Raw genomic sequence first — 18,617 nt, 5'->3', positions numbered from 1 at the left:
TTCCCAATGCGGTAGCCGGGGCTTATGCCCATTCCCACACGTCTCGGCCGCGTTCCGAGGCCATTCCGACACGCTGAAATTCGATAGGCAGTTCAATGCGCGGTTCACGGGGCATTTGTCGGAATGGGCCTTGCCGACCCGCTGATTTCAGATGCCTCTTAATCAGCGGGTCCCAGGTTCGAGCCCTGGTGCGCCCACCAAACAAATCAAGCACTTGGCTAGTTTGGTCCCCGCTAAAACCCACGCAGTTTACAGTTTTGTTCTCTTTTCGAGCTTTCGACGAGTCTTACGTCGCAGCCAGAGTAGTGAGCGTTGAGAATGGCTTCGACGTCTTGAGTGAAGGTTGCGATCTGCGGCCTGGCGCCTGCGGTGCCCGAACGCAAGGGGCATGAGGCTGTCAACGCGCCATCCCCTTTTAGGAGCTTCTAGCCCACCCTTCGGGCGGAGCGGGGGGCACTGCGACGACAATCGGCGGCTGGGCGGATTGACGTAATCGAGCGCTATTCAAGACAGTTCAATTTGGCAGGAGCGACCTTGCGAACGTCTTTACCTTCGAAGTTAAGCTCTCCTGCATTCCTAGCTGAGCTAGTAGTTCTGGCCAAAAATCAGGGAAAAGGCGGGCGCCGTCCTGAACATTTGCCGGCGGGACCGAAAGACCGACGTCATTGAGGCCGCGGATTAGCTTCGCGATTTGGCCCACGACTCCCCGAACTCGGGGGTTACCATCACAGAGATCGGTTTCGTATGTTTAGCGAGTTCTACAAAACCGGAAATGTCCGCATCAGAAATGTTGGATGAGCATGCAATGTATTTGAGTTGGATGTTTCCATGCTCTCGATACTTCTGAATGTTCTCAACCACGCGGTCAAACACATCAACGCCTTTACTCAGGTATGTTTTCCGTGTCCCGGCATCGACGCTAACTTCGAGCATTCCACGACCCTTTGCGAGCGTAGATGCTACGCCTTGCAGGAATTTGTAGCCACTGGTCTTGAATTCTAGCTTCATCCCGTAGTCGAGAAACATCAGGCTCAGTTCATTGAATTCGACCAGCGCGCTGATGTCCCCGCCACCCCAGACAACGGTGCCGTTCGGATCAAGATGGCGTTCCGCCAGCAGTCGGCAATGACCTCGACAAGCGGGTATTGGACTTTGCTGTATTGTCGTCCCGTCGCGGGACAGCTACACAAAGTCATTAACCGGGCAGTTGACCCCGCGTCCGCCCAATGCCTCGGGAAGGGGCGATACGTCCCTCGACGCGTCCTTGCGGGAGCGATCCAGAGTCCACTAAGCGTCACCGCTCCGGCCAGGGCCGACGAATAGATTTCCGCCATCTGCCCAGATTTCCTTTTAATACCGGTGTCTTAACCAGCGGACCATCTTGTTCACGATATGAACAAAGCGGGTTGACGTTCGTGCCGTGAACATCTACCAGACGGTAGCGATCAATCCAAGCGACTGGCGATGACTGAGACGTTTCAAGACGAAAGCCCGGAGAAAGCCCGCATCGTTCTAGGGCTACTGGAGTTCCTTGATCGTGAAGGCGATGCATCGCAGCGCCGGGTCGCGACGGAACTCGGCATCGCGCTAGGCCTCGTCAATGCCTACTTGAAGCGCTGTGTCACAAAGGGTCTCATCAAGGTTCGGCAGGCGCCAGCGCGTCGCTACGCCTACTATCTGACACCGCTCGGCTTTGCCGAGAAATCCCGCCTAACAGTAGCCTATCTGTCGCACTCTTTCGATTTCTTTCGCCAGGCGAGGGCGGACTGCTCCGCTATGATCGGAGCCGCACGGGAGCGCGGGCAGACTCGGTTCGTCTTAGTTGGCAAATCGGACCTCGCCGAGGTGGTCGCAATCTGCGCACTGGAGGGCGGCGTTACCATCGTGGCCGTCGTCGATCCAGCGGCCAATGTCGCACGATTCCTCGGTCTCCCCGTCATGCCCGATTGCGCGCAGGTGACAGATGATTTTGATGCGGTAATCGTCACGGACCTGGTGACGCCGCGCGAAACCTTCGACAAAGCGGTCGCTGAATTCGGCGAGACGCGGGTGGTTACGCCCCAGCTGCTGAGTGCTCGCATCGCCCGAAATTTGCAGGCTGCGCCATGACCGCCGATTTACAGCCGCGATGGTTTGTTGTTCAGACGCATTCGCGTGCCGAGAACAAGGCTGTCCATCATCTTTCACGGCAGGGCTTTGCAACTTATTTGCCGCGTTATCGTAAGCGCCGCCGGCACGCGCGTAAAGTTGACATCGTGCCGACGCCCCTGTTCCCCGGCTACCTCTTCGTTGCTATCGATGTGGCCGCGCAACGTTGGCGCTCGATCGCCTCGACGGTCGGGATTATCCGCTTGGTCTCGAATGGCAGCGCACCGGCGCCGGTGCCTGAACAGGTAGTCACCATATTGCGGGAGCGCGAAGATGAGGGCGGTTTCGTATCCTTGGACCAGGCGTCGCAATTTTCCAGGGGCGACCGGGTCAGGGTCGTCGACGGCGTTTTTTCGTCCTGTCTTGGACTCGTCGACGGAATGGCAGATGGCGATCGTATCGCCATCCTGCTCGATCTGCTGGGGCGCAAATCGCGCGTGATCCTGGATTCAGAATCTGTTGCCGCGGTCTAACGGCGGCGTGACGCGATGTTGGTTTTGTTCCGGGTCGATATGATTCACCCGGAGTGCGGTAGCATGTGCGATCGCGAGGTAAGCGGTGGAACAATGTCGGAAATAGCCATGCCTGCGGATGCAAATCCCGAAAGGCCTTTGAAGGAAACGATCATTGAGCCGACCCAGGGCTGGGGGGTGGGATTCGTTCAAGTTTGGCAGTATCGCGAACTCCTGCGTGTTTTGCTGTGGCGTGCTCTCGCTGTCCGCTATCGGCAGATGGCGCTCGGCGTGTTGTGGATGGTACTCGAGCCATTGGCTCAAATCGGCATCATGTTCGTCGTCTTCGGCTTGGTACTGCGGTTGCCCTCGGAAGGGTTTCCCTATCCGCTGTTTGTTTTTTCTGGTTTGGTCCCCTTCCTGTTGTTTCGCAAAGCGGTTGATAGTTCTGCCGACTGTTTGCGCGAAAACATGGGGTTGATTTCAAAGGTTTACTTTCCACGTCTTCTCTTGCCGATCAGCGCAGTGGTGCGCGATGCTGTCGACGTAGCGGTGAACTTGCTGGTGCTGATCCTTCTCTCGGTGGCTTACGGCTATATCCCGGGCCCGGCCGTTTTCCTGCTGCCTTTCGTCATGCTCATACCCGCTCTCACAGCCATGGGCATCGGCCTGTGGACAGCCTCGCTCGTGGTGCGACTGCGGGACTTGCGTCACATCATCGGCATCGGGGTGCAGATTGTGATGTATGGCTCGCCAATCATTTACAGTCCTGAACAGGTGCCCGCGGTGTTGAGGCCTTATTACGAGCTGAATCCTCTCTATTGGTCGATTGAATTCTTCCGTTGGGCCCTGCTTGGGCGCGACCTGCACATCACGCCGCAGTTCTATGTCTCACTGGTGCTGGTGGTTTCGCTATTCATCAGCGGACTATTCATTTTCAATCGCTTCGAACGGCTGTCGGTGGACGTGCAATGACTCAGTCTACCGTTTTGGTCCAGGGCCTGGGCAAGGCATATCGGAAGCCGCATCCAGGCTCCGGCCAGTTGCGTGCGCACATGAAGGAGTTCTTCGGTCTGATGGCCGACGAACGGGACATGTTCTGGGCATTGCGCGACATAGATCTTGAGCTGGAAGCCGGCGATATTATTGGCATCCTCGGTAAGAATGGCTCTGGCAAGAGCACGTTCTTGAAGTTGCTGTCTGGCGTGACGGCGCCGACGACCGGCCGCGCGGTGCTACGTGGCCGCATTGGTTCGCTGCTCGAGGTCGGCGCCGGCTTTCATCCTGACTTGAGCGGGCGCGAGAATATCCTGATGAACGGCTCGCTCCTCGGAATGTCGCAGCGAGAAATTCGCAGGCGGCTTGACGAGATCATCGATTTCGCCGGGATCGAGCCCTTCATCGACATGCCGGTGAAGCGCTATTCCAGCGGCATGTATGTGCGGCTTGCTTATGCGGTGGCGTCCCATCTCGACACCGACATTCTCATTCTCGATGAGGTATTGGCCGTCGGCGATGCCGAATTCCGAAAGAAAAGCCTCGACAATATGGAGCGCATCGCGCGCGGCGGGCGCACCATCCTGTTCGTCAGCCATAACCCGTTAGCGGTCGCCAACCTTTGCAAGACCGGTATGGTGCTTTCGGAAGGGCGCTCGGTGTTCCACGGATCGGCGCGCGATGCGATGACGATCTATCAGCGCATGGTCCAACGCATCGGAACAGGCGACGACAATCCTGAAACCGGTCCGTCATTTATCGATCTAAAAGATCGCGACGGGATCGATGGTGATCGTCGGGAACCACTTCTCACTTCGATCGAGACATGCCGGTTGGACGGAACATCGACGCGAGTCTTTCGTACCGGTGAAGGAATGCGAATCCGAGTTGGCTACCAAGTGGGGAGAGAGCCGACGCCGTGCTTCTGTATCCTATTTCTCAACAGCAACGGCGATCGGGTTATGACGCTATACAGCACCCATGAAACCGGACTTTCGGAGCTTAAAGGCGCTGGCATCGTCGAATGTATCATCCCGGATTTAAGAATTTTCGGAAACGAATTCTCGCTCCTTGTGGAGTTCGCTAGATCCGGGGCGCAGTTGGTATCAGTAGATTCTGTACCGAATGCCACGACGGTGCGCATCGAGTTGCAAGACTACCTTGGGTACCATGGCCTCTCTGAGAATCAGGGCTCTGTTGCGCAGAAATCAAATTGGGTTCTGTCGGGCAGTCCTGCCGTCTAACGTCGTTCTCTCTATCAAAGGCTTCGGTCGAGGACTTAATGGAACAAATGCTGACGACGAAGCCCGATCTGGAAGATCGCGATGGGATAAAGATTCTTAAATCCCAGTTCAGTGATCCCAATCCGAGAATGGGCGAAATCGTGGACTGGCGAGCGCGGATTCAAGACCCGAGTCTCAACCCGTCACACGCGGATTTTATATTTCGCAAATTCGTATACGAGCAATTTTACTCTCAATACTCGAATTTGCTTTCAGCGAGCTTTGGAGAAAATTTCAAAAACGCAGTCGTGTTGGACATCGGGTGCGGTGATTGTTTTGGTGTCGAAAGCTGGGTGTCCGGTTGTAAAGAATTTCATGGGCTCGATATTATGCCTGACCAGCTGTCGCTTGCCAGGAAGTACCTCCCGGTCGATAAATTTCCCCACGTCAATCTTTATCAAGTGCCGGTCACCGCTGATTTATTTGAGCCTGGATTTGCAGACTGTGTGATCTCCTCGGAGGTCATCGAGCATTTGGACGATCCGATAGAACATGTCAGAAGGCTTTGCGAATGGGTAAAGCCCGGCGGTCTTGTTTGCATTTCGACCCCATGTCCGATGTTGTATTTGTATCCATCTCAATTGTTTCCTCTTCTCAAGAATTCAGGCGGGCGCGGTTTCTTGCGAAAGGCATTAAACGCCGCTGACTATTGGGAAGAGATGCTACCGGCTCATCCGGCGCTGCGGCCGCACGTTCTTCGGAGTTGGCTTGAGAAGGAAGAGCTTTCAGAGTTTCGTCAATGGAGCTGCTTGTTCCAATTGGAGACGCAGTGGTCCTTGAAGTTTTCTCGCTTCTTAGAGGGGCGCGGCTGGAGCATTCACTTGCCGCTGTTTGAGAGATTCTTGAGATTTAAGGAATCGTTGCCCATGAACGTCAGTGTCTTAAAGATGATTGGAACGCGACAATTTATTGTGGGTCGCAAGCCTCGCTGATAGTCATCAGATCGAGAAATATTTCAGGAGGATGCAAGAGGCTTACCTATGAACGCACAAGAGAAATACCCGCATTACGTATCCGACCAGCGCGAGTTCTTCGATACGTTGATCACTGATGACTGGGAAACCTACAAATCGGATGAATGGGACTACATGCGCCGGTTCGAGGTGGCACGGCTGCTTGAGCTGACGTCGCCGTGCACCATTCTCGATGTCGGCTGCGGGTGTGGCTTTCACGACGTGGCGTTTGCGGAGTCAGATATTGTCGAGCGAGTCGATGCTATCGATTATTCGTCTAAGAGCATTGAGCGCGCAGAAATTTCCTATCCTCACCCCAAGGTCAAGCGATGGGTCGCCGACCTGCGGGAATTGCCGGCAGACACTCAATACGACCTCGTCGCCAGTTTCCAGGTGATCGAACATCTCGACACTCCGGAAGACTTTTTGGCGATGTGCGCGCGCGTCTGCCGTCCGGGCGGTGTAGTCGCTATCGCCACGCCGAACGTCAACAGACTGCATAACCTTGTTAGGCTTGCGACATTGAAGCCTCGCATTTTGGTCGATCCGCAACATTTCAAAGAATACTCCGCAAGCGATCTTGAGCGCATGGCCCGACCATTCGGCTTGCGCCAAATCGGAGTGTTTGGATGCGGATTGAATGGGCTCAATTTCGTCGACCATTGGCCGTACCAAAAGCGCTGCATGGCTGGATACAAATATCGCCAGATAGCGAACGTGTTTTGCATTATTCTGCAGAAAATCTGAAGCGAACCGGGAAATTGGCTCGGCCAATGACCGAAATTGTCGAACGGCGTGACGTCGTCCACAGCGAATGGGATGCTGTTGCGGCTACGTCGCCCGACGGATGGGTATTTGCGCTTTCAGGTTGGCTAGACCTTATTACGGATGTGCCTCGCTGGGGGCTGCGTGATGAAAGCTTCGCCATCAGACAGTCGAATCGTCTGGTGGCCGTGGTCCCGTTGCATGAGGTGACAGCCGAACGAAGGCTGGCGTGCAGTGGTTGGGGCTCCACCATGCCCACGCTCGCCGACGGTCTGGCTGACGGAGAACGGCATCATATCCTGCAAGCGGCGTTTGATGAAATTAGACGGCGAGCGGTGCAGGTAGGAGCGGAGCGGGTCGATTTCGGCCTTAGCCCGGTGTGTCGAACGGCGCTGGAAAGCCAAAACGGCGTCAACCCGCTGCTCGTCTTTGGTATCAGCGATGTATCGGGCCATAGCCGGGTTCTTGATCTTGCACTCAGTGAAGAGGCGATCCGCGCGCAGCTGTCGCAGGATGCTCGCCAAAAAATCAAGCGTGCGCAGACCGACGGCCTTTCTGTGGGGTCAATCGCCTGGTCTGAAGCGCTCGATCGCTACTATGAGATCCACTGCGAAACCTATCAGCGAACCGGTGTGATGCCGCATCAGCGGGAGTATTTTTCCGGTGTTGCGCGTCATCTCGACGCAAGCCACGTCGTATTGTGGGCGGCACGCGACCGTGACGGCACCATCGTCGCGTTTCACAGCGATCTTTGCACCGCGAGCGGTTGCCAGTACCATATGGGTTGCTCGACGGCAGCAGGGCTGGACTCCGGAGCGAACTATTTATTGTTCTGGCATTCCATTCTGGGCGCCAAGGCCGCGGGCCGTCGCTGGTATGAAATTGGCGAAGTGTTTCCAGGCGTTTCGGCGGGCAAGGAACGTGGCCTGACGGTATTCAAGTCGAAATTTGGCGGCACGACGCGCCGCAACTTCCGCGGCACGCTGTCCCTGTCGCGGCCAAGCACCAGTGCATCAGCATCGCCATCACCGCCAATCGACACCAAGTTCTCTTCGTTGCTGCTCGAATGGTTACGCGTGAGCTATCGCCTGTCCGCGGTCATTGTTGGCGATCGCAACGCCGCACGCGTGAAATCGGTCGCCCTGGCCGTATACAGAACGGTAAGGGGCGCTCCGCGGCGGGCGGCGGCCGCCACGCAAGCAGTCAAAGTCGCCTCGATTGGCCGTATTCCTTTCATGCGCCCCTTGTGGGATGCGGCCGAAGACAGGGCGTCGGCTGCGCCGACAGACGCTTCCACGCGCGTCGCACTTGAGCGAGCCTTGCGGTCAGCCGGCGCTGTGAAGGAGGACGCTGCCATTGTCTTGACCAGCAGCGGACGCTCCGCGCTGCAATTGGCCTTGTCGGTCGTAGCCGCGCAAAATCCCGGGCGGCGGCGGGTGTTACTGCCTTCGTATTCATGCCGCGGCTTGTATGATCCGATCGTTAATCTCGGTCTTGTACCGGACTTCGTCGAAGTCGATCGGGATTTGCTGCCGGACAGCGCCGACATGATCGCCCAAATGGGGCCCGATGTGTTGGCTTGCATCGCGGTTCATCTTTGCGGCTGCCGGATGGATACCGCGCCAGTGGTCGCAGCTGCTGGCCGGCACGGAATCGCAGTGGTTGAGGACTGTTGCCATTCGCTCGGAGCTGGCCTCGCATCGGATGCCGATTTCCAGATTTTCTCCCTTGGGCTCGGCAAGACCGCGATGGCGACCGCCGGCGGTGCGCTTGCGAGCCGCCGCTTTGCCGATGACGTGCGCGCTGCGGCCGCACTTTGGCAGCTCGACGATCCCGCGGCCGCTGCCGCGCGCTACCGACATTTCCGGACCGGATACTTTCAAACGTCGGGCCGTCCACCGGCGCCTTTGCCGCAGCAGTTGTACACTCAGTACGGTAGCCGTCTGATCAGCGACATCGACGCGCGCTTGGCCTTGGTGCAACTTGACAAACTATCCGAGATTATCAGCAATCGTGGCCAGTCCGGTCGTCGGATGCGCAAGGTGCTGTCGACCCGTGACCATCTCGTCCGCACACAAGCCGAGCGAGGACACCTTCATACCAAGCTGACCGTGACCTGCCTGACGAAGGCGGTTGCCGACCGCCTGACGCGGTCAATGGCGGCGCAGGGTATCGAGATCGAGCCGATGTACCTGCCGCTGCATACGCGTGATTTCGCAACCGCTTATGCACGACGTCCGCTCCATTTCACCGAAGGGCTGACGGGCCGCGTGTTCAATATCCCGATCCGTCCCAATCTCACCGAGCGGGAGCTGCAGCGTATCGAGCGCGCGCTCGGCAACGCGTTGGCGCGGGCAACATGAACACCGAGTTCATCGAAGCCGAGAACCGTCGCAAGTACAGCGGCGAGGCCTACGACGCACGAACGATTTGCGCGCGCGTGGAGACTGACGCGAAAGACTATTCGTCGCGGATGCTGCAACTCAAACTCGACATGGTATCGCGCCAATGTCCGGGTGACGTTCTCGTTGATCTGTGTTGCGGGGCGGGCGCAAGTCTGCAAGCCACGGCCGCTAATCGCGCCGTCGCAATCGGCCTTGATTTTAGTGAACCGTTTCTGCAGCACGCCGAGCGTAGCGGACGTGCGAATGGCGACCTTCACCTATCCTGGGCTTGTGCCAACGCGCGAGCTATTCCGCTGGCGAGCGGAAGCGTAGATGCGCTCTATTCACTGTCGGCTCTGTACTATATTCCGGCGCTCGGTGAAGTTCTTGCCGAAATCGCACGTGTCCTGCGGCCCGGCGGACGCTGCGTCCTCGATCTTGGCGCGCGACCTTCGCTTAACACGGTCGTGTGCAGCTATTATCCCGAACTGGCGGTGTCATGCCATGTGACCTTGGACGAGATGCAGGCCGCATGCCTCGCCAGTGGGCTGACCATCGTCGAACACCGCTGCTTTCAAATTCTGCCCATGTGGGGCGATCGCCCGTGGTGGCTCAAGCCGCTGCTGCATCCGGTGTGGACGCGGCTGCTGGCGATTCGCATCCAGGGCCGCATGCTCGATGAGTGGATTTCGTCGTTGCCGTTACTGCGCCGCTTCGCCTTCCGGCATGTCCTTTTGTGTGAAAAGGCTACTACGTGATGCAAGGTAACCCTCGCGATCCCGCACGGACGCCTGCCGAAGACGCCGCGCTCCTGGCCTATCTGCGCTCACTCTATACCGGCGTGTTTCCGGAGGATTCGATCAAGGCGCATATTGACGACTACGTCGGGCTGACATTCGCCGATCAGGTGTTGCCGACGGTCGCAGGCGCGGTACCGGCCGGCGGTCGTGTCCTGGATATTGGCTGCGGCTTCGGCGGTTTCGTGCTGGCCGCTCGGGTGTTGGGGCTTGACGCATATGGCATCGAAATCGCGCCGTTCGAAGTTGAGTTCGCGCGTCAACGACTCTCGCGCGCGCAGCCACAGGACGATGCCAAGGTTGTCTATCGCCAGGGCGACGCGCTCGCGCTGGTCGCCGAAGAGGGAACGTTCGATGCCATCACACTCTGGAACGTGCTGGAGCATATTGGAGATGGCGATGCGTTGTTGACGCTCGCCGCACGCCTGCTCAAGCCAGGCGGCGTCATCTTCATTATCTGTCCCAACTACGCCGCGTTCCGCGACGAGGCGCATTACCAGGTGCCATGGTATCCGCTTTTCCCGCGTTACCTTGCCAGCGGCTATCTGCGCCGTCAGGGACGCGATCCGAGCTATTTCGAGACTTCGATCTTCTATCGCACCAACTGGGGTGTCATGCGCGCGCTGCGCCGCGCCGGCTTCGAGCTTTATGATTTCAGCGCCACAACCTCCATGGCCGTCACACCGCGCCATGCGCTGACAATGCTGCGGCACCCGAAGATCTATTTTAGATACTACAACCCGATGAAGGAGTCAGTTGTGTTGGCGGCGCGAAAGAAGGTGCGGTCGTGAGCAAGCTGTTGGTGTTGGTGCCAGATTACATCTCGCACATCCTGGCGAAGGGGGAATACCAGCCGCGCTACTACAATCCGGGCGAAGTATTCGACGAGGTGCATATCCTGACGACGACGCCGGATCGGCCTGACCTCACCGCGTTGCAGCCCACGGTTGGCAAGGCGCGGTTGTTCTTTCACAACCTTCCCGAAGACATGCGCATGGCAAATCGGCCATGGTGGTTGTTCGACGATTATCTGTTGCGGCGATGGGCTGATCCAGGCGTCGAAATCGCGCGCAGTATCGGTCCGGCCTTGGTTCGCTGCCACGGCGCGGACTGGAATACATATCTGGCCAGCCGTATCAACGCCGTCCTTGGTGTGCCGTATGTCGTGTCGCTGCACATCAATGCCGACGTCAATCCGACCCGGCGCTTTCTCGCGAGCGCGCTCGATCGTGCGCAGCGGCGGCAAAACGACTTATTCGAGGTGCTGGAGCGTAAGGGCTTGGAGCGCGCTGATCTGGTGATGCCGGTGTACCGGCCGATCATCCCCTATCTCGACCGCATGGGGGTCACCCGCTATGACATCTGCTACAATGCGCTCAACGGCGACCGGCTGCGCAAGAAGGAAAGCTACGAATGCGGTTCGGGCTTCCGCGTGCTCTGCGTCGGCCGGCTGTTCGATGCTAAATACCCCGACAACATCATCCGTGCAATCGGCACCATGGCCGGCGCCGAGCTGACGATCGTCGGCGATGGGCCGGCGCGCGCGCCGCTGCAGGCGCTTGTCGGCAAATTGGGACTCGCCGAACGCGTACATTTCATGCCGGCAGTGCCGAACAACGATCTTTGCGCGATGATGCCGACGTTCGACGCGTTTGCGATCCACAGCGAATACTGGGAACTGAACAAGTCGCTGCTCGAGGCGCTGTTGACGGGGTTGCCGTGCGTCGTTAATCGGCGCAAGGGTCTGCCGGTACCGGAGCTCGAGGGCGATTTCATTCTCAAGGTGGAAAACAGTGAGGCGGCCTATATCGATGTTCTGACAAGGCTGCGCAGCGATTCAGCGTTTCGCGAAGGTCTTGGTCGGCGCGCCTATGACCATGCGCAGGAGAACTGGGGGCCAGACAAGACCGAGGCCAAGTTCGCCAAAATTTACCGCGACACAATGAGAGCATGAGCGGGACCGTGGCACAGGATCTTACATTCGCGCGTTGTCTTCATACCGGCTTTCGCCCACGGGAACTTGCCTGGGACATGCGCCTGCGGCCCTACAAGATCCTCGATACGGCTTTCGAATGGATCGGCCGGGCGTTGGCGCCGCGTCAGGCTGCGTCGCTTTACGTCATCGCCGAAAAACCGACCGCCCCCCAACCAGCCTTGACCGGCGGGAGTTGATATGCAAACCCTACTCATTCCCGAACGGGACATTTTTACGCCGTCGGCGCAGACGCTGTTTGTGTTCTGTGGATTTCAAGGTGGCCAGAAGCCGCGCACCAACATTCTCTGGCGGATCGCGCGCCGCCTCCGGCTGACGGCGATCGGTGATAATGCGCGCCGCATCCGCGACTATCATGCCAATCCGCGCAGCTTTGATTACATGCTCGGTGTCGCAGCTGAATTTCGCGCCGCCAACAAGTTGACCGGTCCGGTCTATGCGATGATCGACAAGGCTTTCGCGCCGGGCAGCGAACTCGCGAATGAATCATTTGCAGCGCCGGCCGAGCAGTTTGAGTTCGGCGACGTCGAGGCGATTGATTTGTGGTCCAAGCGGAATGCGATCAAGCCGGCCGCTATCGTATTGCTCTATGCCGACGCCATCGGTCTTGGCTGCGGGAAAATACAGGATGCCGCCTTAGCTGGTTCGGCTCTGGTGGTCGTTGCCAACGGCCGCCGGCGCGCCTTCGTTCTCGACCGTTCGGCGCGCCGCGCACTCTCGTTGCGGCGTTTTCTCAGCAATTGGCGTTTTATGGAAATTTTCTTCGCGATGGCGTTCCTGGCTGTGGCGGCCGTTGGTAGCGTCATCGACGCAACGCAATCGAAAAAGGCTTGACCCGTGGCGAAACAGAACGGAATCAAAAGCGACGTCCGCGAATGGTGGGCGGCCAATCCCATGACGTATGGGTTCGAGCACGGCCTCACCGAGTACGTCGAGACCGACGGCGTGCGTCGGCAAATTCCGCTGGCTAGCCGGGAGTTCTTCGCGCAGGCGGACGACGTGTTCTACCAGTGGAATATGCCGCGCCATACGCCGCAGGCGAAGTTCGGAAAGCTATTCGATTACGACCGCTATCGGGGCGGTCGTGTGCTGGAAGTCGGCTGCGGCATGGGCTGCATGGCGATGAACTGGGCGCAGCAGGGCGCTCACGTCACCGCCGTAGATCTTAACCCGGTCGCCGTGCAGCAGACCCGTAAGCGCTTCGAGTTATTCGGGCTGTCGGCTGATATCCGGGAGGCCGACGGCGAAAGCCTGCCGTTCGAGGATGGCAGCTTCGACTATGTCTATTCATGGGGTGTCTTGCACCATTCGCCGAATACGGCGCAGTCGATCGCGGAGCTTTATCGCGTCTTGAAGCCGAACGGTCGCGTTGGCGTCATGCTCTATCACCGCAATTCTTTCCTGTTTCGCTATCTGGTCAAATACATCGAAGGGTTCCTCCATATGGAGAACCGCTTCCTATCGCCGGTAGGCCTCGGCAGCCGCTATGGTGACGGCGAACGCAAGGAAGGCAACCCGCACACCTGGCCGATCACAATCACCGAGGCAAAGCGCGATTTGTTCGCGCAATATGCCGATGTGAACGTCGATGTGTTTGGCACCGATGTGGGCTGGATACTTGATCACTGGCTGCCGGGCTTCGGCACGTCACTGCCGACGCCACTGCGGAAAGCGCTTGAGCGCCGGTTCGGCTGGAGCCTGTGGATCACGGGCCGAAAGCCGGCGAATGGTTAAGCTAGTCGCAGGGTTAAAGCAGGCTGCTCGAGCGGTGCTGCGTCGGCGCGTGCCGCATGTCTTCGAAGGGTTGTCGGCGAAGACGCGCGCACTGGCGATCAACGAGCTGCTCATCATTTTATCGTTTGACTGCGACACGCCGGGCGATGCCTTGGCGGCGCAGGCACTTGACGCGCAGCTTGCGCGGCGCGGCATTGCGCGCCACTACGCTGTGCCGGGACAGATGCTGCTCGAAGCCCGGTCGAGCTATCGGGGCTTGGCGCAGAACGGCGCCGTCTTTCTCAATCACGGCGGACGTACCCATGCTGAAAAGCAGGGTGACCGCTATGTTGCCGTAACCTTCTACGAGCAGATGACGGCGGATGACGCGGCCGCCGACATGCGCGAGGGCCATCGTATCGTCAATGATGTCATCGGCATTGCCCCGCGCGGCTTTCGGGCGCCGCATTTCGGTTCGTTCCAGCAACCGGAGCAGCGAAAACTGGTTTACGACACTGCGCGATCGCTCGGCTATCGCTTCTGCTCCGACACACTGCCGGCAAGCGCGTACGCGCGCGGCCCTGTCTTTGACGTCGGTGGCCTCTACGAATTCCCGCTAACCGGTTCGCCCACGGATCCGTATACCATTCTCGACTCATGGAATTATCTCGCAGACCGCGTCGACTACCGCTTGTTGGAAGATTTTTTCGTTCGCTTCGCTGCGACCGTCGACTTTTTCGCCGACCGGCGGCTGCCGGCTCTGCTGAACTTCTACGTCGATCCCTCACACGTCGCCAATGACAGCTATTTCCTCGATGCGGTCGACTACGCTATCGGCCGCGGCGCGCGCTTTGCCGGCTTCGAGGATGTGCTGGCGCGGATAGGCTGCGGGCCGAAGTAAATGTGCGGCATCGCGGGATATGCGGGCCTTGATCTCGCTGCGGAGCCAGCGGCAGCGCTGTTGCGCCGAATGTGCGACAGCATTCGCCATCGCGGACCCGACGACGACGGATATTTCGCCGAAAATTCAGTCGGTCTCGGCATGCGCCGGCTCAGTATTATTGACATCGCCGGCGGCCATCAGCCGATGGAAGCGGGGGACGGTCGATATCGCATTGTCTTCAACGGCGAGATTTATAACTTCCGAGAGTTGCGCGACAGGCTGGAGCAGGACGGTGAACGCTTCGCCACCCATAGCGACACCGAAGTGCTGCTGCGGCAGTTTGTTCGCCATGGCATCGCCGGGCTTTCTGCCCTCAATGGCATGTTCGCCTTCGCGGTCTGGGATGCTCGGGACAAACAGTTGACCCTGGTGCGCGACCGCATGGGCGTCAAGCCGCTCTATTATTACTGGGACGGCAAGAGATTGCTGTTTGGATCGGAGATCAAGGCGATCCTGGCGTCAGGCGTCGTCGAGCGAAAGATCGATGAGCAGGCGATCTGGGATTACCTGACTTACCGGTATGTGCCGGGACCGGGTACGATCTGGCACAATATCCGCAAGTTGCCGCCGGCGCATGTGCTATCGTTGACACTTGACGGCAGTGCGCCATCGATCGAGCGCTTCTGGGAAATTCCCTATCGCGAGGCGCCGTTGGCCGAAACCTTCGACGAGAGCACCAACCGCTTCGCAACGCTGTTCGAGGACGCGGTGCGGCTGCGCATGATCGCTGACGTGCCGGTTGGCATCATGCTCAGCGGCGGGCTGGATTCGAGCGCGGTGGCTGCTGTTGCCTGTCGTCACAACAACAATCTGAACACCTTCTCGGTCGGCTTTCGGGACGCGCCGCACACCGATGAACTGCCCTATGCCCGTCTTGTGGCGCGCCATCTCGGCACGAAGCATCATGAAATCGTAATTGGGCAGGACGAGTTCATGGACTTCCTGCCAGAGTTCGTCCGTTTCACTGACGAGCCGCTTGCCGACTTGGCGTCGGTCCCACTCTACTACGTCAGCAAGCTGGCGCGGAGCGAGGTGAAGGTTTCGTTGAGCGGCGAGGGCAGTGACGAAATCCTCGGCGGCTACGATCTCCAATTGCGCGTGCAGCAATGGGACGCGATGCGCAAAGGAGGAGGGACGTCGAATTGGCTTTCAGCGCTTCGGTCCTTTGCCCACGGTGGATACGCGCGATGGGATCAACGCGCTGCCAGCGTCCCGCCGACGATGACCGACTATATGACATCGGCGCAGAAGAGCGACCTGATGGGCCGTCCCGCGCTTCCCGAAAGCCATGCGCCGTTGCGCGCGGAGATCGCGGCGCTCGGCGAGCAGGATCCGCTGCATCAGACGCTTTACGGTTTCAGCCAGCACTGGTTGACCGAGGACCTGTTGATGAAGGCCGACAAAATGTCGATGGCGACATCGCTCGAGTTGCGCACGCCATTCCTCGACTACCGGTTGGTCGAATGGGCGGCACGCAGCCCGGCCGCCAGCAAGGCTGGTCGCGACGAGAATGGCGATTATCAGAGCAAGCGTGTGCTTCGCCGTTTCGCCGCTAGCATACTGCCGGCGGAGATCATCACCCGCCCGAAGCAGGGCTTTCCGGTGCCGGTCTATGAATGGTTGATGGGACCGCTGAAGGCGTGGGCCACTGATTTGCTGACGGGCGCTGGTGCGCGATTGCGCACGTCGATGGTGCCGGCTGCGATCGATCGTCTGCTGGCGCTCGGTACCGGAGCGCAATCCGGCCTGCTCGATCGTCACCGGCTGTGGAATTTGCTGGTCCTTGAGTTGTGGATGCGGGAGTGGAAGGCATGAGCCGGTCGTTGCTGGCGATCAGCTGGGCGATGCCTCCGGCTTTGTTTCCGCGATCGCTGCAGGTTGCCCGCAGCATGAAGGCTCTGGCCGAACTTGGCTGGCGCAGTACCGTGATCTGCGCTGAGCCTCCTCCGGACGTTACTGTCGATCCGGCACTGCAGCGACGCTATGAATCGTCCTTTCGGACCATCCGACTGTCGCCCCACGGATCAGAGCCCAAGCCGAGGCGGCTTTGGGACCGCTTGAGGACGCAGCCCGCCGTCGATCCGGATGCTCAATGGATTTCCGCTGCGACTGAAGCCGGTTTGCGAGAAGCTCATGCGGGACCATTTGAAGCGCTCATTAGTTTTGCACAGCCTTGGTCCGATCATCTGGTCGGAATGCGAATTGCCACGCAGACACGATTGCCATGGGTTGCGCATTTCAGCGACCCGTGGGCGGACAGCCCGTTTCTGAAAGACGAGGGGCAGCGGCGTCAAGCGCTTGAAGCAGAGGCGGACATCGTCGAAAGAGCAGACATAGTTGTCTTCACGGTGGATCGCATTGCCAATCTGGTCATGCGCAAGTATCCATCGCAATGGGGCGACAAGGTCCGAGTTGTACCGCACGGGTTCGAATCGCACAGTGTCTCCTCCCGTCGTCGAGACGAGACGCCCAGACCTTTGCGGCTTGTTCATGCCGGCGATTTTTACGGCATTCGAACCCCTGCATTTTTAATCGCTGCATTACAGGCCATTCACAAGCGCGCGCCCCTGGATGGAAAGCTTGAGGTCATTCTCGTTGGCTCAGTTCCGGATGACCAACAGGCCGTTGTTCGCGCGACCGGTCTCGATCGTGTCGTGCAGTTTTCCGGCCGCATCGCCAACGCCGAATGCGACGCCATTCTGGAGACTGCCGATGCATTGTTGTTGGTCGACGCGCCGGCAGCGGAAAGCGTGTTTTTGCCGAGCAAGCTGATCGACTATCTGCCGTTTGACCGCCCGATCATCGGTATCACCCCGCCCGATGGGGCGTCGGCTGACCTTCTACGATCGCTCGGATGTCCGACGGCAGCTCCGGATGATGTAAGCGCGATCGCCGCCGTGATTGAACGCTTGCTTGAACAATGGCAGGCAGGGACGCTACGGACTGAAAAATCGTTTACCACCGTAGCCTCCCAATATCACATCACTCAGACGACGGCATTGCTGGATAGAGCGATCACCGATGCGGTAAGAGCTAAGGAATTATCATGCGGCCATTAATTCACCTGGTGGCGGGTGCGCGCCCGAATTTCATGAAAGTGGCGCCCCTCTATCATGAGCTGGTGCGGCGCGGAGAGACCGATCCGCGCATTGTTCATACCGGTCAGCATTATGATGATGCGATGTCGGACGGTTTCTTCCGCGATTTGCGGATGCCGAGCCCGCATCACCACCTCGGCGTCGGCGGCGGCAGTCATGCAGAACAGACCGGGCGCATCATGCTGGCGTACGAAAATCTCTGTCTCGAAAGCCGGCCCGATTGGACCGTCGTAGTTGGCGACGTCAATTCGACGTTGGCCTGCGCGATCACAGCCAAGAAGCTGTGCATTCCGCTCGCGCATCTGGAAGCGGGCCTGCGCAGTTTTGATCGGACAATGCCGGAAGAGATCAATCGTGTCGCGACCGATGCAATTGCCGACCTCTTGTGGACCCCGTCGCCGGATGCAGACCTCAACCTGCGCAATGAGGGCGTCCCCACAAGTCGCATCAAGATGGTCGGGAACATCATGATCGACGCCTATGTGATGCTGCAGGACGCCATCGGAAAGCTCACCGCCTATCGCGAGTTCGAAGTCAAAGCAGGCGAATACGGTGTTGTGACATTGCACAGACCGGTCAATGTCGACAACGCGGCCTCACTCGCGGTGCTGGTTAACGAACTGGAAAAGGTCGCGAAGGTTCTGCCGTTGATATTCCCGGTGCATCCGCGTACGCGGGCGAGGCTGGAAGCTGCCGGCTTCTGGCCCCGGCTGCTCGCATCAGGCCTGCATGTCTGCGAGCCAGTCGGCTACGTTGGTTTCATGAGTCTGGTTTCGAACGCCAAGCTTGTCGTCACCGACTCCGGCGGCGTACAGGAAGAGACGACTTATCTTGGCATTCCGTGCCTCACCGTACGCGACACCACCGAGCGGCCAATCACACTAACCGAAGGCACCAATCGGCTGATCGCGCCGGGTGATATTGCAATATCGGTCGCAGACGCGATGAGCGGCGCGTTTCCGCGCGGCAAGCGGCCGACGCTATGGGACGGTTACACCGCTGCGCGGGTGGCCGATAGTCTTGCAGAGGCCGTGGTAAAGTAATGGCGATCGATCCATCGTTTGTGACTCGTCTCGCGTGTCCTACTCATCG

General features: G+C 58.8%; 18 protein-coding genes. 17 read left to right on the top strand and 1 reads right to left on the bottom strand.

Annotated elements, in window-relative coordinates; genetic code table 11:
• Window positions 1-678: 678 nt before the first annotated feature.
• Complete coding sequence (locus ACP0KA_RS04080) at window positions 679-1,026, bottom strand: hypothetical protein (RefSeq protein ID WP_424627560.1); 348 nt, start codon at window positions 1,024-1,026, stop codon at window positions 679-681.
• Window positions 1,027-1,464: 438 nt separating this feature from the next.
• Here ACP0KA_RS04080 and ACP0KA_RS04075 point away from each other — a divergent pair, with 438 nt between their 5' ends.
• The 17 genes from ACP0KA_RS04075 (at window position 1,465) to wecB (ending at window position 18,568) form a co-directional block, all read left to right on the top strand.
• Window positions 1,465-2,109 carry a winged helix-turn-helix transcriptional regulator gene (locus ACP0KA_RS04075; RefSeq protein WP_424627559.1) on the top strand — a complete coding sequence of 215 codons (645 nt, stop codon included), beginning with the start codon at window positions 1,465-1,467 and terminating at the stop codon, window positions 2,107-2,109.
• On the top strand, window positions 2,106-2,621 hold the full coding sequence (nusG, locus tag ACP0KA_RS04070) for a transcription termination/antitermination protein NusG (RefSeq protein ID WP_424627558.1): 516 nt from the start codon (window positions 2,106-2,108) through the stop codon (window positions 2,619-2,621). The genes ACP0KA_RS04075 and nusG overlap by 4 nt, the downstream gene beginning before the upstream one ends.
• Window positions 2,622-2,636: 15 nt before the next feature.
• Window positions 2,637-3,575, top strand: a complete 939-nt coding sequence (locus tag ACP0KA_RS04065) for an ABC transporter permease (protein ID WP_424627557.1) — start codon at window positions 2,637-2,639, stop codon at window positions 3,573-3,575.
• An 80-nt stretch (window positions 3,576-3,655) separates the two neighbouring features.
• Window positions 3,656-4,840, top strand: a complete 1,185-nt coding sequence (locus ACP0KA_RS04060; RefSeq protein WP_424627556.1) for an ABC transporter ATP-binding protein — start codon at window positions 3,656-3,658, stop codon at window positions 4,838-4,840.
• A 38-nt stretch (window positions 4,841-4,878) separates the two neighbouring features.
• Complete coding sequence (locus tag ACP0KA_RS04055) at window positions 4,879-5,811, top strand: class I SAM-dependent methyltransferase (RefSeq protein WP_424627555.1); 933 nt, start codon at window positions 4,879-4,881, stop codon at window positions 5,809-5,811.
• Window positions 5,812-5,859: 48 nt separating this feature from the next.
• Window positions 5,860-6,579, top strand: a complete 720-nt coding sequence (locus ACP0KA_RS04050) for a class I SAM-dependent methyltransferase (protein WP_424627554.1) — start codon at window positions 5,860-5,862, stop codon at window positions 6,577-6,579.
• Between the two features lie 26 nt (window positions 6,580-6,605).
• On the top strand, window positions 6,606-8,960 hold the full coding sequence (locus ACP0KA_RS04045) for a GNAT family N-acetyltransferase (protein WP_424627553.1): 2,355 nt from the start codon (window positions 6,606-6,608) through the stop codon (window positions 8,958-8,960).
• Complete coding sequence (locus ACP0KA_RS04040) at window positions 8,957-9,739, top strand: class I SAM-dependent methyltransferase (protein WP_424627552.1); 783 nt, start codon at window positions 8,957-8,959, stop codon at window positions 9,737-9,739. The genes ACP0KA_RS04045 and ACP0KA_RS04040 overlap by 4 nt, the downstream gene beginning before the upstream one ends.
• Window positions 9,739-10,569: a class I SAM-dependent methyltransferase gene (locus ACP0KA_RS04035; protein WP_424627551.1), complete on the top strand. Its 831-nt coding sequence runs from the start codon at window positions 9,739-9,741 to the stop codon at window positions 10,567-10,569. Before ACP0KA_RS04040 ends, ACP0KA_RS04035 begins: the two co-directional genes overlap by 1 nt.
• A complete protein-coding gene (locus ACP0KA_RS04030) occupies window positions 10,566-11,732 on the top strand; it encodes a glycosyltransferase (protein ID WP_424627550.1) in 1,167 nt (388 codons plus the stop codon). Before ACP0KA_RS04035 ends, ACP0KA_RS04030 begins: the two co-directional genes overlap by 4 nt.
• Before the next feature lie 8 nt (window positions 11,733-11,740).
• A complete protein-coding gene (locus tag ACP0KA_RS04025) occupies window positions 11,741-11,950 on the top strand; it encodes a hypothetical protein (RefSeq protein ID WP_424627549.1) in 210 nt (69 codons plus the stop codon).
• A gap of 1 nt (window position 11,951) precedes the next feature.
• Window positions 11,952-12,605 carry a hypothetical protein gene (locus tag ACP0KA_RS04020; protein WP_424627548.1) on the top strand — a complete coding sequence of 218 codons (654 nt, stop codon included), beginning with the start codon at window positions 11,952-11,954 and terminating at the stop codon, window positions 12,603-12,605.
• Between the two features lie 3 nt (window positions 12,606-12,608).
• The gene (locus ACP0KA_RS04015; protein WP_424627547.1) at window positions 12,609-13,505 is read left to right on the top strand and encodes a class I SAM-dependent methyltransferase; all 897 of its coding nucleotides are present in this window, start codon (window positions 12,609-12,611) and stop codon (window positions 13,503-13,505) included.
• Window positions 13,498-14,385 carry a hypothetical protein gene (locus tag ACP0KA_RS04010; RefSeq protein ID WP_424627546.1) on the top strand — a complete coding sequence of 296 codons (888 nt, stop codon included), beginning with the start codon at window positions 13,498-13,500 and terminating at the stop codon, window positions 14,383-14,385. The genes ACP0KA_RS04015 and ACP0KA_RS04010 overlap by 8 nt, the downstream gene beginning before the upstream one ends.
• Window positions 14,386-16,242, top strand: coding sequence for an asparagine synthase (glutamine-hydrolyzing) (asnB, locus tag ACP0KA_RS04005; protein ID WP_424627545.1), 1,857 nt, complete (start codon window positions 14,386-14,388; stop codon window positions 16,240-16,242).
• Window positions 16,239-17,486, top strand: a complete 1,248-nt coding sequence (locus tag ACP0KA_RS04000; protein ID WP_424627544.1) for a glycosyltransferase — start codon at window positions 16,239-16,241, stop codon at window positions 17,484-17,486. The genes asnB and ACP0KA_RS04000 overlap by 4 nt, the downstream gene beginning before the upstream one ends.
• The gene (wecB, locus tag ACP0KA_RS03995) at window positions 17,474-18,568 is read left to right on the top strand and encodes a non-hydrolyzing UDP-N-acetylglucosamine 2-epimerase (protein ID WP_424627543.1); all 1,095 of its coding nucleotides are present in this window, start codon (window positions 17,474-17,476) and stop codon (window positions 18,566-18,568) included. Before ACP0KA_RS04000 ends, wecB begins: the two co-directional genes overlap by 13 nt.
• Window positions 18,569-18,617 lie beyond the last annotated feature (49 nt).

The sequence above is a fragment of the Bradyrhizobium sp. SYSU BS000235 genome, assembly GCF_049747295.1.
Classification (GTDB): Bacteria; Pseudomonadota; Alphaproteobacteria; order Rhizobiales; family Xanthobacteraceae; genus Afipia.
The sequence above is the reverse complement of the archived record's forward strand: the minus strand, read 5'-3'. Positions and strand labels throughout refer to the sequence as shown.

What these genes read in the sequence shown, in the direction of transcription:
- ACP0KA_RS04055 (WP_424627555.1), top strand. Translation starts at nt 4,879, where the DNA reads ATGGAACAAATGCTGACGACGAAGCCCGATCTGGAAGATCGCGATGGG.
- ACP0KA_RS04080 (WP_424627560.1), bottom strand. Translation starts at nt 1,026, where the DNA reads ATGTTTCTCGACTACGGGATGAAGCTAGAATTCAAGACCAGTGGCTAC.
- ACP0KA_RS04065 (WP_424627557.1), top strand. Translation starts at nt 2,637, where the DNA reads ATGTTGGTTTTGTTCCGGGTCGATATGATTCACCCGGAGTGCGGTAGC.
- ACP0KA_RS04045 (WP_424627553.1), top strand. Translation starts at nt 6,606, where the DNA reads ATGACCGAAATTGTCGAACGGCGTGACGTCGTCCACAGCGAATGGGAT.
- ACP0KA_RS04010 (WP_424627546.1), top strand. Translation starts at nt 13,498, where the DNA reads ATGGTTAAGCTAGTCGCAGGGTTAAAGCAGGCTGCTCGAGCGGTGCTG.
- ACP0KA_RS04040 (WP_424627552.1), top strand. Translation starts at nt 8,957, where the DNA reads ATGAACACCGAGTTCATCGAAGCCGAGAACCGTCGCAAGTACAGCGGC.
- ACP0KA_RS04020 (WP_424627548.1), top strand. Translation starts at nt 11,952, where the DNA reads ATGCAAACCCTACTCATTCCCGAACGGGACATTTTTACGCCGTCGGCG.
- ACP0KA_RS04000 (WP_424627544.1), top strand. Translation starts at nt 16,239, where the DNA reads ATGAGCCGGTCGTTGCTGGCGATCAGCTGGGCGATGCCTCCGGCTTTG.
- ACP0KA_RS04075 (WP_424627559.1), top strand. Translation starts at nt 1,465, where the DNA reads ATGACTGAGACGTTTCAAGACGAAAGCCCGGAGAAAGCCCGCATCGTT.
- ACP0KA_RS04050 (WP_424627554.1), top strand. Translation starts at nt 5,860, where the DNA reads ATGAACGCACAAGAGAAATACCCGCATTACGTATCCGACCAGCGCGAG.
- nusG (WP_424627558.1), top strand. Translation starts at nt 2,106, where the DNA reads ATGACCGCCGATTTACAGCCGCGATGGTTTGTTGTTCAGACGCATTCG.
- wecB (WP_424627543.1), top strand. Translation starts at nt 17,474, where the DNA reads ATGCGGCCATTAATTCACCTGGTGGCGGGTGCGCGCCCGAATTTCATG.
- ACP0KA_RS04060 (WP_424627556.1), top strand. Translation starts at nt 3,656, where the DNA reads ATGAAGGAGTTCTTCGGTCTGATGGCCGACGAACGGGACATGTTCTGG.
- asnB (WP_424627545.1), top strand. Translation starts at nt 14,386, where the DNA reads ATGTGCGGCATCGCGGGATATGCGGGCCTTGATCTCGCTGCGGAGCCA.
- ACP0KA_RS04035 (WP_424627551.1), top strand. Translation starts at nt 9,739, where the DNA reads ATGCAAGGTAACCCTCGCGATCCCGCACGGACGCCTGCCGAAGACGCC.